This window comes from Thioalkalivibrio sp. ALJ2 (assembly GCF_000378325.1).
Taxonomy (GTDB): Bacteria; Pseudomonadota; Gammaproteobacteria; order Ectothiorhodospirales; family Ectothiorhodospiraceae; genus Thioalkalivibrio.
This window is the reverse complement of record NZ_KB899554.1, coordinates 769,265-782,516: the sequence shown is the minus strand read 5'-3', so window position 1 is coordinate 782,516 and position 13,252 is coordinate 769,265. Positions and strand designations below refer to the sequence as shown.

Genomic DNA, 13,252 nt, shown 5'->3' with positions numbered 1-13,252 from the left:
ACCATGAGCGAGACCTTTGACCTGGCCATCATCGGAAGTGGCCCCGGGGGCTATCGTGCCGCCGTTCTGGGCGCCCTGCGCGGGCTCAACGTCGTCATCGTCGAAAAGGGCGACTGGGGCGGCTGCTGCCTGAACCGCGGCTGCGTGCCGAAAAAGGACTGGTACCACACCGCACGCACCGTCGCCGCGCAGCGCCACTTCGAGGGCCGCGGCATCAGCGGCAGCCTCACGGCCGACATGGACCGCGCCTGGGACCACCAGAAGGACGTGGTCACCGAGGTCCGCAACTCCTACCTCGGCTACATGAAGCACCTGAAGATCCAGTACCGTCACGGCACTGCCCGCTTCCGCGATGCCGAGACCCTCGAGGTCGCGACGGAGGATGGAACCGAGACCATCCAGGCCCGCCATACCATTATCGCCACCGGCGCCACCGCTACTGTCCCGGCCCCGTTCACGACCGAACCCGGGCGCGTACTGACCACCGACATGCTGTTCGACGACAAGCCGCCGGCAGGCAAGCGCGTCGCGATCATCGGCTCCGGCGTGGTCGCCACCGAGTTCGCCTGGATCTTCCATCACCTCGGCAAGAAGGTGACCTGGCTGTCGCGCTCCAAGCCGCTGTCCACCCAGAAGTTCAGCCCGCAGGCGCTGGGCACGCTGAAGGAGCAGCTGGCCGCGGACGGCATCGAGCCGGTGCGGGTCAAGGGATATGACCAGGTCGAGACCTCCGATAACGGCGTCACCATCACCGACAGCGAGGGCAACAGCTTCGAGGTCGACTGGGTCCTGCTCGGCACCGGGCGCACCCCGCATACCGAGGGCCTGAACCTCGACGAAATCGGGGTGAAGATCGATGCCCGCGGCTTCGTGAAGCGCCGCCCCACCCTGCAGACCGATGTCGACAACATCTACGCCATCGGCGATGTCGCGAGCGAATGGCAGACCGCGAACCACGCGCTGGCGGACGCCACCATCGCGGTGGAAAACATCCAGAACGGCAATACCCGCGAGCAGGACGAGCGCTTCGTGCCGATCGCGATCTACTCCGCGGTGGAGATGGCGCGCCTGGGGATGGACGAGGACGACGCCGAGGACGATGAGCTGGAGCCGGCGGTCGGCTTCGCCGCGTTCGAGACCTCCCCGCGCGCGCTGGGCCAGGACGAGCCGGAGGGCTTCGTACGCCTGATCGGCGACATGGACACCGGCGCCCTGCTGGGCGGCGAGGTCATCGGCAGCGACGCCGGCGAACTGATTCACATCCTTTCGCTGGCCCCCGACCGCGACACCGCACTGGCCTGGCTCGCCCGCGGCCAGTGGAACCACCCGGCCCGCGCCGAGGAATTCCTCAACGCAACGGAAACCCTCGCCTCGAAGTGGAACCTGAAGTCCGAGATCTTCGGGCTTTAGTGGACACGGGCGGCACAAGGATGTGCCCCCATAGCCGCCTTAGCCGGGAACGCAATCAGCGCAGAAACAGCGAGTAGGCCGGGTTGGCCGTCTCCTCGTGCCAGGGGTAGCCGACTTCCTTCAGGAAATCGCGAAAGCGCGCGCGATCCTCGGCCGGGATCTGCATCCCCACCAGCACGCGCCCGTAGGCGGCCCCGTGGTTGCGGTAGTGGAACAGGCTGATGTTCCAGGTCTGGCCCATGTGGGTCAGGAAGTTCAGCAACGCTCCGGGGCGCTCGGGAAACTCGAAGCGGTACAGGCGTTCGTTGCGGACCTCGCCGCCATGACCACCGACCATGTGCCGCAGGTGCAGTTTGGCCACCTCGTTCTCGGTCATGTCCATGACCTCGTAGCCCTGCGCCTCCAGCGTCTCGCGGATCGCCTGACGTTCGCTGTCGCCGCCTTCCAGCTTGATGCCGGCAAACACGTGCGCACGCTCGTCGTCCGCGTAGCGGTAGTTGAACTCCGTGATGCCCCGCTTGCCGATGGCCTGGCAGAACTGGCGAAAGCTCCCCGGGCGCTCGGGGATGGTCACCGCGAACAGGGCCTCGCGGTGCTCGCCGATCTCGGCGCGCTCGGCCACGTGGCGCAGACGGTCAAAGTTGATGTTGGCACCGCTCAGAACGGCGGCGAAGTCGCCCCCCGTGATCCCCTCGCGCGCGATGTACTGCTTCATCCCGGCCACCGCCAGCGCGCCTGCCGGCTCCGCCAGTACGCGGGTGTCGTCGAACACATCCTTGATCGCGGCGCAGATCGAGTCGGTATCCACCAGCAGGACCTCGTCGACCAGTTCGCGCACCAGGCGAAAGGTCTCCTTGCCCACCTGGCGCACGGCGGCGCCGTCGGCAAAGATCCCGACCTGCTTCAGCGTGACGCGACGATTCTGCTGCAGCGCCTTGTACATGGACGGGGCGTCGTCCGGCTCGACCCCAATCACCTTGATCTCCGGACGCAGGCGCTTGATATAAGCGGCCATGCCCGCCGCCAGACCACCCCCGCCGATGCAGACGAACACCGCATCCAGCGGTGCGGAGTGCTGGCGCAACAGTTCCATCGCCACGGTACCCTGGCCGGCGATTACGTCCGGATCGTCGAACGGGTGGATAAACGTATAGCCGTGCTTTTCCTGCAAGGTCCGCGCATGCGCGGCCGCCTCGTCGAAGGAATCGCCGTGCAGCACCGCCTTGCCGCCATAGCGGCGCACGGCGTCGATCTTGATCGACGGCGTGGTCACCGGCATCACGATCACCGCCTTGATCCCCAGATGGGCCGCGCCCAGCGCCACCCCCTGGGCATGGTTGCCGGCGGAGGCGGCGATCACGCCTTTCTTGCGCTGCTCGGGCGTAAGTTGCGCGATCTTGTTGTAGGCCCCGCGCAGCTTGAACGAAAACACCGGCTGCAAGTCCTCGCGCTTGAGCCAGATACTGGACCCCAGGCGCTGCGAAAGCGTCGGCATCGGCTCCAGCGGCGTCTCGCGCGCGACATCGTAGACACGCGCCGTGAGGATCTTCTCGAGGTAGGGGACTGTCATGGCCGGAACGATAGCACGGCGCGAATCATGCTTGTCTCGCTTGCGCGCCAGTCGGTATCCTCGGCGGGTTATAGACATCACAGACGAGACAGCGTAATGACTCAGGACGAAATGAAGAAGGCGGTCGCCGAGGCCGCGCTCGCACGCATCGAAAGTGGCTGGATCGTGGGGGTCGGCACCGGCTCGACCGCGAATTACTTCATCGATGCCCTGGCCGGTATCAAGGGCAAGATCGACGGCGCGGTGGCCTCCAGCGAGGCCAGTGCAGAGCGTCTGCGCGGCCACGGGATCGAGGTCCTGGATCTGAACTCCGCCGGCCCGCTGCCCATCTATGTCGACGGCGCCGACGAGGCGACCCGCCACCTGCACCTGACCAAGGGTGGGGGCGGCGCGCTGACCCGCGAGAAGATCGTCGCGGCGGCCTCGAAGACCTTCGTCTGCGTCGTCGACGAGACGAAGGTCGTGGACTACCTCGGTGCATTCCCGCTGCCGGTCGAGGTCATCCCGATGGCCCGCAGCCACGTGGCCCGTGCGCTTTCGAAGCTGGGCGGCAATCCGGAGCTGCGCGAGGGCTTCAAGACCGATAACGGCAACGTCATCCTGGACGTGCACAACCTGCGCATCATGAACCCGGTGGAACTGGAGTCCGAGCTGGACCACATCGCCGGCGTGGTCACCAACGGGCTGTTCGCCCGCCGCCCGGCGGACGTGATGCTGGTCGGCTCGCCCTCTGGCGTCGAGGAAATGACCGCCTAGTGAGCGAAACCGGCAAGTGGCTGATCGTCATCGGCGGGCTGATCGTTCTGATCGGCCTGCTGTGGCCCTGGCTGGGCAAGGTCCCCTGGGGTCGTCTGCCGGGCGACATCGTGATCGAACGCGAAAATGCCCGCTTCTATTTCCCGATCACGACGATGATCATCGTAAGCGTGGTGATCTCGATTATTCTCGCACTGTTTCGGCGTTAGCCACGCAACAAAAAGGCCGGGGGTGTCCCCGGCCTTTTTGTTTGTGAGAGCCATGCAAAGCGGCTCTCGGCCACAGTCGCTAGCGCGCCATGACCTCGTCGTAGAAGCGCTGCAGGCCGCCTTCCAGGAAGTAGTAGTCATCCACCCCGCGTTCTTCCAGGTGGTACTGCAGCCAGCGAGCCTGCTGCCCGTACTGGTCGAAGATCAGCAGGGTCTGCTCGTTGCGCCGGGCCTGGTCCACGATACGGTCCAGGGCGCTGATGTCCGACAAGGGCGCGCCGACCTCGCGGCCACCAAACAGCGAGATCTCGTCGCGTTCGCCGCGGCTGCGGATATCCACGACCACGACATCCTCACCCTGGCGGGCGCGCCGGGAGAAGGCGTCGGCCGCCAGCACGCGGGCCTCGAAGTCGTCCCCGCTGATCAGTTCGTCCTCGGCCTCGTTGGCCGGCTCACCACGGAAACGAGCCAGCCCTGGGTAGCGCTCGACCCAGTCCTGCATCCCGGCGTCATAGGCCTGGGCCGAAGCCACGCCGAGCTCGTTGGCGCGCGCGGCGGCGCGATAGCCGGCGTAGCTCTGGCGTCCGTTGCAGTAGAACACCAGTGGGCTGCCATGTTCCTCTTCCAGCGCCAGGATCTGCTGATCGAAGTCTTCGCTGTCGAGATCGACGTGATGAGCGCCCTCAATATGCAGGATGTCGTATTCCAGCCGGGGGCGAACGTCGACCAAGGTGGAGCCCGACAACTGGCCGCGCAGGTCGAACAGATCCACCGCCTCGACCCCAAAGCGCTCATAGAGCGGGCGGCCAGGGAATTCCACAAAAGGTTGCTGGGCCGAGGCCACGATGGGCGCTCCGGCCAGACTCAGGCACAGGGCCACCAGGGCCACTCGGGGGCGAGCGAAACGAACGATCATGCGAACTCCCTTGGTTGACGATGGGCGTCCGCGAACTGCGGCCCACGAATCGCCCCTTTAGCCCTCCGGGTCCCGACCCGGAACGCACATCGCACGATGCACGTTTTGGCAGGGTACCCGGTTGCCCCGATTGTAGCCAACCATACGCGGCTTTCCAGGCGCGGGCCTTGCCGCCCGTCCTGGCGCCGCAGCGTCGCCCCTACAGGAGAACCTTCTCGATGCCGCCCTCGCGCGCCCGGTCGATGAAGTCCTTCTGCCAGCCGTCGCCCATCAGGCGATTGGCCATCTCGACCACGATGTAGTCGGTATCCATGCCGGTGTCCTCGCGGTAGCGCGACAGGCCCTGCTGGCAGGCCGGGCAGGAGGTCAGCAGCTTCACGTTGCCGTTTTCGGCCTTGTCCTCGCCGGTAAGCTGGCGAATCCCCTTGTGCAGTTCTTCCTGCTTGCGGAAGCGTACCTGGGTCGCGATATCCGGACGGCTGACCGCGAACGTGCCCGCCTCGCCGCAGCAGCGGTTGGACTGCAGCACCTCCTGCCCCAGCAGCTTGGCGGCCACATCGGTCGGCTTGTGCGACTTCATCGGCGAGTGGCAGGGGTCGTGGTACATGTACTGCACCCCGTTGAGCCCCTCCAGCTTCACGCCCTTCTCCATCAGGTATTCGTGGATGTCGAGCAGTCGGCAGCCCGGGAAGATGCGCTCGAACTCGTATTTGAGCAGCTGATCCATGCAGGTGCCGCAGGAGACCACCACGGTCTTGATGTCCAGGTAGTTCAGCGTGGTCGCCACGCGGTGGAACAGCACCCGGTTTTCGGTGGTGATCTGCGAGCCCTTGTCGAAGTCGCCATTGGAGTTCTGCGGATAGCCGCAACACAGGTAGCCCGGTGGCAGCACGGTCTGTGCGCCGACGTCGTAGAGCATAGCCAGGGTCGCCAGCCCGACCTGACTGAACAGGCGCTCGGACCCACAGCCGGGGAAATAGAACACCGCGTCGGAATCGAGATCGGTCTTCACCGGGTCGCGCAGGATTGGCACATAGCGCGAATCCTCGAGCCCGAGCATCTGGCGGGTGGTCTGGCTCGGCAGACCGGCCGGCATCGGCTTTTTCACGAAGTGCACGACCTGTTCGTGCATCGGGGCCTTGCCGGTGGTCGAGCGCGGGCGCTTGCCCTCGCCGGTCAGGTTGAGCTTCTTGAACGCGTAGTGGCCGAGGCGCTGGGCGGCATAGCCCATCTGGATCGCCCCCTTGCGGATGCCCTTGATCTTGGACGGATCCTTGGTGTTCAGGAAGGCCATGGACATCATCGTCGCCGGCGTGGCCTTGCGCTTGCCCTTCTTCTTCAGAATCGAGCGCATGTGCATGGTCACGTCGCCGAAGTCGATGTCGACCGGGCACGGATTCAGGCACTTGTGGCAGATCGTGCAGTGGTCGGCCACATCGTTCATCTCGTCGAAGTGGTGCAGCGACAGCCCGCGCCGGGTCTGCTCCTCGTAGAGGAAGGCCTCGACGATCAGCCCGGTGGCCAGGATCTTGTTGCGCGGCGAGTAGAGCAGGTTCGCGCGCGGGACATGCGTGTTGCACTCCGGCTTGCACTTGCCGCAGCGCAGGCAGTCCTTGATCTCGTCGTTGAGATCGCCCAGCTCGCTCTGCTCCAGGATCAGTGCCTCCTGCTTCACCAGGCGCAGGGACGGCGTATAGGCGTTGGACAGCCCGGAGCCCTCGAGCAGCTTGCCGGCGTTGAACACGCCATTGGGGTCGACCTGCTTTTTGTACTTCGCGAACGACTCGATGCGTTCGGGCTCGAGATACTGCATTTTGGTCAGCCCGATCCCGTGCTCGCCGGAGATCACGCCATTCAGCTCGCGCGCCAGGCGCATCACGTCATCCACCAGACGCTCGGCCTGGTGCATCATCTGGTAGTCGTTGGAGTTGACCGGGATGTTGGTGTGCACGTTGCCATCCCCGGCGTGCATGTGCAGGGCGATGAACAACCGGCTGGTCAGCACGCGGTCGTGGATCGCGCCCAGGCGCTTGCGCACCGACTCCATCTGGTGACCGTCGAAGATCTCGAACAGCGGGCGCTCCACCTCCGCACGATAGGAGATGCGCAGGCTGCGTCGCAGTAGCAGGTTGATCAGCTTGTCGTGGTCACGGCGATCGGCGCGGGCGGGTTCGTCCAGCAGCTCGTCGCACTCGGAGGCCAGCGTAAAGTAGTTGTCCGCGATCGCCTTCCAGCGCTTTTGCACCGCCTCGAGCTTCTCGACCGCGCGTTCGCGCTTGGCCTCGAACCACTGCTGCCCTTCGCCACCGGTGTCCTCCAGTAGCTCGCGCAGCTCGGGGTGGTCGCCGCGCATGCACTCCAGCACCTCGTCGATCATCGCCAGCTTGTTCTTCAGCGATTCGCGCACGTTCAGGGTCTCGATCCCCTCGGTGTACTCGGCGAGCCGCTCCAGCGGGATCACCACGTCCTCGTTGATCTTGAACGCGTTGGTGTGGTGCGCGATCGCGGCAGTGCGCGCGCGATCGGCCCAGAAACGCTTGCGTGCCTCCGGGCTCACGGCGATGAAGCCCTCGCCGTTGCGGGCGTTGGCCGCGCGCACCATCTTGGCGGCGAGCTTGCCCAGGGCATCCTCGTTGTCGGAGACGATGTCGGCGATCAGCACCATCTTCGGCTGCTCGCCACGGGCGCCCTTGGGGGTGTACTTGACGGCGCGCACATAGCGCTCGTCCAGGTGCTCCAGACCCGCCAGCAGGACGTCGTCCTCGGCATCCACCGCATCCTTGATCTCGACGATCGCCGGAACCGCCTGATGCAGATCGGTACCGTAGAACTCCAGGCACACGGTGCGGATGTTGTCCGGCATCCGGTGCAGGATGAACTCGGCCGAGGTAATCAGGCCGTCACAGCCCTCTTTCTGGATGCCCGGCACGCCCATCAGGGTCTTGTCGGTCACGTCCTTGCCCAGACCGAGCTTGCGGAAGCGTGCACCCGGCATCTCCAGCGTCTCGGGTTCGCCCTTGGGGGTGCGACCGTCGGGGCCAAAACGTGTAATGCGAAAGCGCACGGTCTCGGCATCATGGATCTTGCCGAGGTTGTGGTCCAGGCGCTCGACCCGCATCCAGTCGGCCTCGGGGGTGACCATCGTCCAGGAGGCGAGGTTGTCCAGCGCGGTCCCCCAGAGCACGGCCTTCTTGCCCCCCGCGTTCATGGCGACGTTGCCGCCGATGGTGGAGGCGTCCTGCGAAGTGGGATCCACCGCGAACACGAGTCCATTCTCGGCGGCCAGCTCGGAGACGCGCTTGGTCACCACGCCGGCCTCCACACGCACGACAGCCACGTCCTGATCGACACCCGGGAGCGGACGTCGCTCGACCGGACCGATCCCTTCGAGCTTTTCGGTATTGATCACGGCGGAACGCTTGGACAGCGGCACCGCACTGCCGGTATAGCCGGTACCACCACCACGCGGGATCACGGTCAGGCCGAGTTCGATACAGGCGGCGACCAGCGGCCCCATTTCGTCCTCGGAATCCGGCGTCAGCACGACGAACGGCAGTTCCACGCGCCAGTCGGTGGCGTCGGTGACGTGGGAGACGCGGGCCAGGCCACCGAACTGGATGTTGTCCTTGTGCGTCAGGCCCTTCAGGCGTTTGCGCACACGCTCGCGCAGCTCCAGCGTCTGCTGGAACTCGTCGGAAAAGGCCGTGACCGCGGCCTGGGCACGGCGCGCCAGCGTCAGCGCCTTCTCGTTGCCGTCAGCACGCTTGCGAATCTGGTCCAGGCGATGCTGCATCGCATCGATCAGCGACTTGCGGCGCTTCTTGTCGTCCAGCAGGTCGTCCTGGATATACGGGTTGCGGGCGACCACCCACATGTCGCCGAGCACCTCGAACAGCATGCGCGCAGAGACACCCGTCTGGCGTTCCCCACGCAGTTCGTTGAGGAGGTCCCAGGTATCGGAACCCAGGAAGCGGATGACAATTTCGCGGTCGGAGAATGAAGTGTAGTTATAGGGTATTTCTCGAACGCGTTCGGCGGTCATTGAGGCTTGGCCCCCCGATCAGAATGAGCGCAAAGAGTAACGGCTCCGTGCGGGATGCGCACGAAGTCGCACTCTTCGTCCATGCTTTTGGGCACCAAAGTACCTGCCGATCCCCGCGCCGTTCGGTACCCGGCTTCTGGTTACCCGGCGTTACAGGTAGGTCAGCAGCCCCACCGCACCGATTACGATCAGGTAGATTGCCACGATGTAGTTCAGCAGCCGGGGCCAGACCAGAATCAGGATGCCCGCACCCAGCGAGAGGATGGCCGTCAGCAGGCCGGGGTCGATATGCAGTGTCATGCGGATACTCCTTTGCCGGGCGCTACGGCCCGGCATACCGCGAGTGATCGAGATCAGAAGAGTTTTTCTTCCATCTCCAGATAAACGGCATTGGCGTTGCTGCGATTGGTCTGCTCGAAGGCCGGCAGGTCCTCATAGTCGGACCAGTCCATCGCCGCATAGGCCTCGTCGAAGGAATCCATATTCTCGACTGCCGCGCCCATGTGTTCACGCAGATAGGCGATATAGTCACGGGTGAACTTCACCGCGCGAGCTGCCTCGTCGGTGGCGTCGCCATGCCCCGGGACCAGGAACTTCAGGTCCATCTCCATCAGTTCTTCCAGACGTTTGACCCAGTTTTCCGAGTCCAGCGCGTCATCACCCATGAACGGGATGCGGCCGTCGAACACGATATCGCCGGCAAAGACCACGCCGGTCTCCTCCACCACCATGATGATGTCATCCGGCGAATGGGCCGGGCCTGCGTGCACGCAACGAAACGTCTTGCCGCCCAGCTTGATCACGTACTCGTCATCGAAGAACTCGTCCGGCGGGATGATCTGGGTGTCCTCGTCGACCCAGGGAGCCAGCACACCTCGGCGCTGCTCGAGCCGTGCGGAGGCCCCGGGGCTGTCAAGATAGTCCTGCGCGCGCGACTGGCCGATGATCTTCGCGTCCGTGTGATCGGCGAAGGCCTGCAGGCCATAGATGTGATCCGCGTGGTAATGCCCGGCAATCACGTACTTGATCGGCTGATCCGTCACCTCCTTGATCCGCCGGATCATCTCGAACCCGAGCGGCGGCGTCCCCAGGGCGTCGTAGACCACCACACCCTCGTCCGTCACCACAAAGCCGGCGTTCGAGGTATGCCCCTCGTTGTCCGGGTCGGGGATTCCGGATATCCCGATCATGTACCAGGTATCCGCGCCCTCGACCTCGTGGGCGGTGGTATCGACGCTGACCGGCTCGTAGGGGTTGTCAGGTACCGACATGGACTCTCTCCTCTCCTGTTTTTTGGTTTTGTCTGGCGCACATCGAGTCGACATTCGCGCCATTCCTGAAGGGTTCGACGCAGAGGGGCCGCAAGAATTCCCGCTGGCTGCGGGTGGCGAGGCGTCGATCAGGGAGTGTAGCGAGTTTGGGACGCGGGGAGGGAAAGCCAGCGGCAGAGATCGCCGCATCGCCATGCTCGACCCGCAAGGGCCGATAGCGGCTCCAGGCGGGGATGGCTGGGGGACCAGGATGATTCGGCGGCTACGCCGCCTCACCCCTTCGGGGCTGCACGCGCAGCGCGCGTGCAGTGCTCCGCCTCGCTGCGCCGAACCTTCCAGGTTCGAACCCCGGACTCGCTCAAATATCCATAGAAAAGGGCCCCGCGAGGGGGCCCTTCTCTATGGATGGCTGGGGGACCAGGATTCGAACCTGGGTTGACGGAGTCAGAGTCCGTAGTCCTACCGCTAGACGATCCCCCAGTAAACCGGGTGCCGTACGCGCCGGCACTCGAGCGCGGTTTAGCGCTTCGAGTACTGGGTCGCGCGGCGAGCCTTGCGCAGGCCGACCTTCTTGCGCTCGACCTCGCGGGCGTCACGGGTCAGATGACCCCCACGACGCAGCGATGGGCGCATCTCTTCGTTGAACTGCACCAGCGCACGAGCGATGCCCAGACGAATGGCGCCGGCCTGGCCGTTGCCACCCCCGCCTTCCACGGTCGCGATCACGTCGAAGTTCTCGGTGGACTCGGTGGCCTCCAGCGGCTGACGCACGACCATGCGCGAGGTCTGACGGCCGAAGAACTCGTCCAGCGGCTTGTCGTTGACCGTGATGTTGCCCGTACCCGGGCGCAGGAACACGCGGGCCGAGGAGGTCTTGCGACGGCCAGTGCCGTAGTATTGATTGGTAGCCATACGGATCGATTTCCCTTGCTGTTGAGCCGTCAGATGTCGAGCGGCTGCGGCTGCTGCGCGGTGTGGCGATGCTCGGTACCGGAGTACACCTTGAGCTTCTTGAACATGGCGCGGCCCAGCGGGTTGCGCGGCAGCATGCCCTTCACGGCGAGCTCGAGCACCTTCTCCGGATGACGGTCAATCATCTGGTTGAAATTGGCTTCCTTGATACCACCCGGGTAGCCGGTATGGCGGAAGTACATTTTGTCGCTGGCCTTGTTGCCGGACACGCGAATTTTTTCCGCGTTGATCACGACGATGTAATCGCCAGTGTCCACGTGCGGCGTGTAGACGGGCTTGTGCTTCCCGCGCAGGCGACGCGCGATTTCCGTGGCGAGGCGGCCGAGGGTCTTGTCCGCGGCGTCGACCAGGAACCAGTCGCGTTCGACTTCAGCCGGCTTGGCGCTGATGGTGCTCATGTCTTGATGCTCCGATGTCGGGGCGATTCAGAAAGCGCGCAAGAATAGCGCTTCCCGGCGTCTGATTCAAGCGGCGCGCGGATTAATCTGCACGCCCCACGAGAACCTGTGCGCGATCACACCCATGAGATATCCCGTAATAGAAAACAATAAAAAGGCCGGCACGAAGGCCGGCCCTTTCTGGACCCGGGCGCGAGGCCCGGGGTCCGGAGCGGGGATGGATTACATCTCCGCTTCGGCGCGCTCCTGGACTTCCTGCATCAACTCGGGATCGTTCTGCAGAGCCATGGCCACTTCGTTGTATTCCTCGACGGACATGCCGGCGTCTTCAACAGCGCTGACCATTTCGTCCTGGGCTTCCTGCTGCATGGACTGGGCCTCGGTTTCATCCTCGGCTTCCTGCAGGCGGTTGGCGAAGTCTTCGCGCACTTCCTGGACGGCCACAAAGGCACCTACGAACGTGTCGATATCTTCTTCGCTCAGGTCCACTTCAGGGGCCTGCTGAGCGGGCGGCGCACCAGCAGCACCACCTTCCGGCGGAGCGCCACCTTCAGGCGGCTGACCACCCTGGGCACCACCTTCCGGCGGCTGGCCACCCTGCGGCGGAGCACCACCTTCGGCACCACCCTGCGGCGGGGCACCCTCAGCGCCACCCTGGGCACCACCCATGTCGCCGGTCTGCGCGGTCGCCACGCCACCGATCGCGAACATGGAAGTCAAAGCAAATGCGAGTGCGGTCTTGCGAAAGCTCATAATGTCTACCTCTTCCTCTGGGTGAAAAAACTCGAGGCTCCTGCCTCAGAGATGGGGGCCGGGCAGACGAACACTGCCCGGCTTGCCCGTTAGCCCCTTACCAATCCGGGGCGTCGTCTTCGTCGTCGTCATCATCGCCAGCCGGGGCTTCAGCGCCGCCCGCCTGGGCCATCTGCGGCATACCGCCTTCGCGGTCGTCATCATCATCGTCCGCGGGCGGGGCAGCCGGCTCACCAGCCTGAGTCATCTGCGGAGGCATACCGCCGTTGCCCTCGTCCTCGTCGTCATCCGCGGGCGGGGCAGCCGGCTCACCAGCCTGAGTCATCTGCGGAGGCATACCGCCGTTGCCCTCGTCTTCGTCGTCATCCGCGGGCGGAGCAGCCGGTTCACCGGCCTGGGCCATTTGCGGAGGCATGCCACCGCCGTCCCGATCCTCGTCGTCATCATCGGCCGGCGGCGCGGCAGGCTCACCCGCCTGGACCATCATCTGGGGCGGCATACCACCCTGTTCTTCCTGCGCCTCTTCTTCATCCGGCGCCTCGGCACCTTCGCCCATGGCTTGGGCGGCGCTCAGACCACCGAGGGCAAAAAGGGAACTCATCGCGATTGCTAGAGCAGATTTACGAAAAGTCGACATTGTGCTTCTCTCCTTCATTTAAGGTTTCAGCACAGTCAACGGAACGGCTCGATTGGCTTTCGGTTGACTGCACCCAAGGAATTAGCAGAAGCCGTGCCAAAAACGACCAAAAGAGAACAAAACTATAATCTTCAATGTGTTACGAATACCCAAAGGGCCTGCAGGTGGGCCTGGGTCACAATGAGATGCGGGTCAAAACGACACATGGGTCAGGGCGACCCGGGTCAGTACGGCCCATCAGGGGCTGGGAGGGGTGAAAAGGGTCACGATAGAGCCGACCGTGAACGGTGGAGAGGCGCCGAGCAGAGGCACTCGGGA

Annotated in this window: 12 protein-coding genes and 1 tRNA gene; 3 read left to right on the top strand and 10 right to left on the bottom strand. The window is 64.6% G+C overall.

Annotated elements, in window-relative coordinates:
• Nucleotides 1–3 precede the first annotated feature (3 nt).
• Nucleotides 4–1,410, top strand: a complete 1,407-nt coding sequence (locus F468_RS0103660) for an NAD(P)/FAD-dependent oxidoreductase (RefSeq protein ID WP_018174638.1) — start codon at nucleotides 4–6, stop codon at nucleotides 1,408–1,410.
• Nucleotides 1,411–1,465: 55 nt separating this feature from the next.
• On the opposite strand, the gene ilvA is transcribed toward F468_RS0103660, so the two are convergent.
• A complete protein-coding gene (ilvA, locus tag F468_RS0103655; protein WP_018174637.1) occupies nucleotides 1,466–2,980 on the bottom strand; it encodes a threonine ammonia-lyase, biosynthetic in 1,515 nt (504 codons plus the stop codon).
• A 96-nt stretch (nucleotides 2,981–3,076) separates the two neighbouring features.
• On the opposite strand from ilvA, the gene rpiA reads away from it, so the two are divergent.
• Nucleotides 3,077–3,736 carry a ribose-5-phosphate isomerase RpiA gene (rpiA, locus tag F468_RS0103650; RefSeq protein WP_018174636.1) on the top strand — a complete coding sequence of 220 codons (660 nt, stop codon included), beginning with the start codon at nucleotides 3,077–3,079 and terminating at the stop codon, nucleotides 3,734–3,736.
• Nucleotides 3,736–3,945, top strand: a complete 210-nt coding sequence (locus F468_RS0103645; RefSeq protein ID WP_018138812.1) for a DUF2905 domain-containing protein — start codon at nucleotides 3,736–3,738, stop codon at nucleotides 3,943–3,945. Before rpiA ends, F468_RS0103645 begins: the two co-directional genes overlap by 1 nt.
• Nucleotides 3,946–4,024: 79 nt before the next feature.
• Here the strand turns inward: F468_RS0103645 and F468_RS0103640 are convergent, their stop codons facing one another.
• The 9 genes from F468_RS0103640 to F468_RS0103600 all read right to left on the bottom strand — a co-directional run bounded on the left by F468_RS0103640 (nucleotide 4,025) and on the right by F468_RS0103600 (nucleotide 12,934).
• A complete protein-coding gene (locus tag F468_RS0103640; protein ID WP_018138813.1) occupies nucleotides 4,025–4,861 on the bottom strand; it encodes a rhodanese-like domain-containing protein in 837 nt (278 codons plus the stop codon).
• 199 nt (nucleotides 4,862–5,060) lie between these two features.
• On the bottom strand, nucleotides 5,061–8,903 hold the full coding sequence (locus F468_RS0103635) for a DUF3683 domain-containing protein (RefSeq protein ID WP_018138814.1): 3,843 nt from the start codon (nucleotides 8,901–8,903) through the stop codon (nucleotides 5,061–5,063).
• 150 nt (nucleotides 8,904–9,053) lie between these two features.
• The gene (locus tag F468_RS14090) at nucleotides 9,054–9,203 is read right to left on the bottom strand and encodes a DUF3096 domain-containing protein (RefSeq protein ID WP_018138815.1); all 150 of its coding nucleotides are present in this window, start codon (nucleotides 9,201–9,203) and stop codon (nucleotides 9,054–9,056) included.
• A 53-nt stretch (nucleotides 9,204–9,256) separates the two neighbouring features.
• Complete coding sequence (locus F468_RS0103625; RefSeq protein WP_018138816.1) at nucleotides 9,257–10,174, bottom strand: MBL fold metallo-hydrolase; 918 nt, start codon at nucleotides 10,172–10,174, stop codon at nucleotides 9,257–9,259.
• 406 nt (nucleotides 10,175–10,580) lie between these two features.
• Nucleotides 10,581–10,654, bottom strand: a tRNA-Gln gene (locus F468_RS0103620).
• A gap of 39 nt (nucleotides 10,655–10,693) precedes the next feature.
• Nucleotides 10,694–11,086, bottom strand: a complete 393-nt coding sequence (gene rpsI / locus F468_RS0103615; protein ID WP_018994637.1) for a 30S ribosomal protein S9 — start codon at nucleotides 11,084–11,086, stop codon at nucleotides 10,694–10,696.
• Nucleotides 11,087–11,115: 29 nt separating this feature from the next.
• Nucleotides 11,116–11,544 carry a 50S ribosomal protein L13 gene (gene rplM, locus F468_RS0103610; protein WP_018138548.1) on the bottom strand — a complete coding sequence of 143 codons (429 nt, stop codon included), beginning with the start codon at nucleotides 11,542–11,544 and terminating at the stop codon, nucleotides 11,116–11,118.
• Between the two features lie 222 nt (nucleotides 11,545–11,766).
• Nucleotides 11,767–12,297 (bottom strand): DUF4168 domain-containing protein, encoded by a 531-nt coding sequence (locus F468_RS0103605; RefSeq protein ID WP_018138549.1) that lies wholly within the window; start codon nucleotides 12,295–12,297, stop codon nucleotides 11,767–11,769.
• Nucleotides 12,298–12,394: 97 nt separating this feature from the next.
• The gene (locus tag F468_RS0103600; RefSeq protein WP_018994636.1) at nucleotides 12,395–12,934 is read right to left on the bottom strand and encodes a hypothetical protein; all 540 of its coding nucleotides are present in this window, start codon (nucleotides 12,932–12,934) and stop codon (nucleotides 12,395–12,397) included.
• Between the last annotated feature and the right edge of the window lie 318 nt (nucleotides 12,935–13,252).

Excerpts from the sequence above, each read along its gene's own strand:
- F468_RS0103660 (WP_018174638.1), top strand. The coding sequence starts at position 4 with ATGAGCGAGACCTTTGACCTGGCCATCATCGGAAGTGGCCCCGGGGGC.
- ilvA (WP_018174637.1), bottom strand. The coding sequence starts at position 2,980 with ATGACAGTCCCCTACCTCGAGAAGATCCTCACGGCGCGTGTCTACGAT.
- rpiA (WP_018174636.1), top strand. The coding sequence starts at position 3,077 with ATGACTCAGGACGAAATGAAGAAGGCGGTCGCCGAGGCCGCGCTCGCA.
- F468_RS0103640 (WP_018138813.1), bottom strand. The coding sequence starts at position 4,861 with ATGATCGTTCGTTTCGCTCGCCCCCGAGTGGCCCTGGTGGCCCTGTGC.
- F468_RS0103635 (WP_018138814.1), bottom strand. The coding sequence starts at position 8,903 with ATGACCGCCGAACGCGTTCGAGAAATACCCTATAACTACACTTCATTC.
- F468_RS14090 (WP_018138815.1), bottom strand. The coding sequence starts at position 9,203 with ATGACACTGCATATCGACCCCGGCCTGCTGACGGCCATCCTCTCGCTG.
- F468_RS0103625 (WP_018138816.1), bottom strand. The coding sequence starts at position 10,174 with ATGTCGGTACCTGACAACCCCTACGAGCCGGTCAGCGTCGATACCACC.
- rpsI (WP_018994637.1), bottom strand. The coding sequence starts at position 11,086 with ATGGCTACCAATCAATACTACGGCACTGGCCGTCGCAAGACCTCCTCG.
- rplM (WP_018138548.1), bottom strand. The coding sequence starts at position 11,544 with ATGAGCACCATCAGCGCCAAGCCGGCTGAAGTCGAACGCGACTGGTTC.
- F468_RS0103605 (WP_018138549.1), bottom strand. The coding sequence starts at position 12,297 with ATGAGCTTTCGCAAGACCGCACTCGCATTTGCTTTGACTTCCATGTTC.
- F468_RS0103600 (WP_018994636.1), bottom strand. The coding sequence starts at position 12,934 with ATGTCGACTTTTCGTAAATCTGCTCTAGCAATCGCGATGAGTTCCCTT.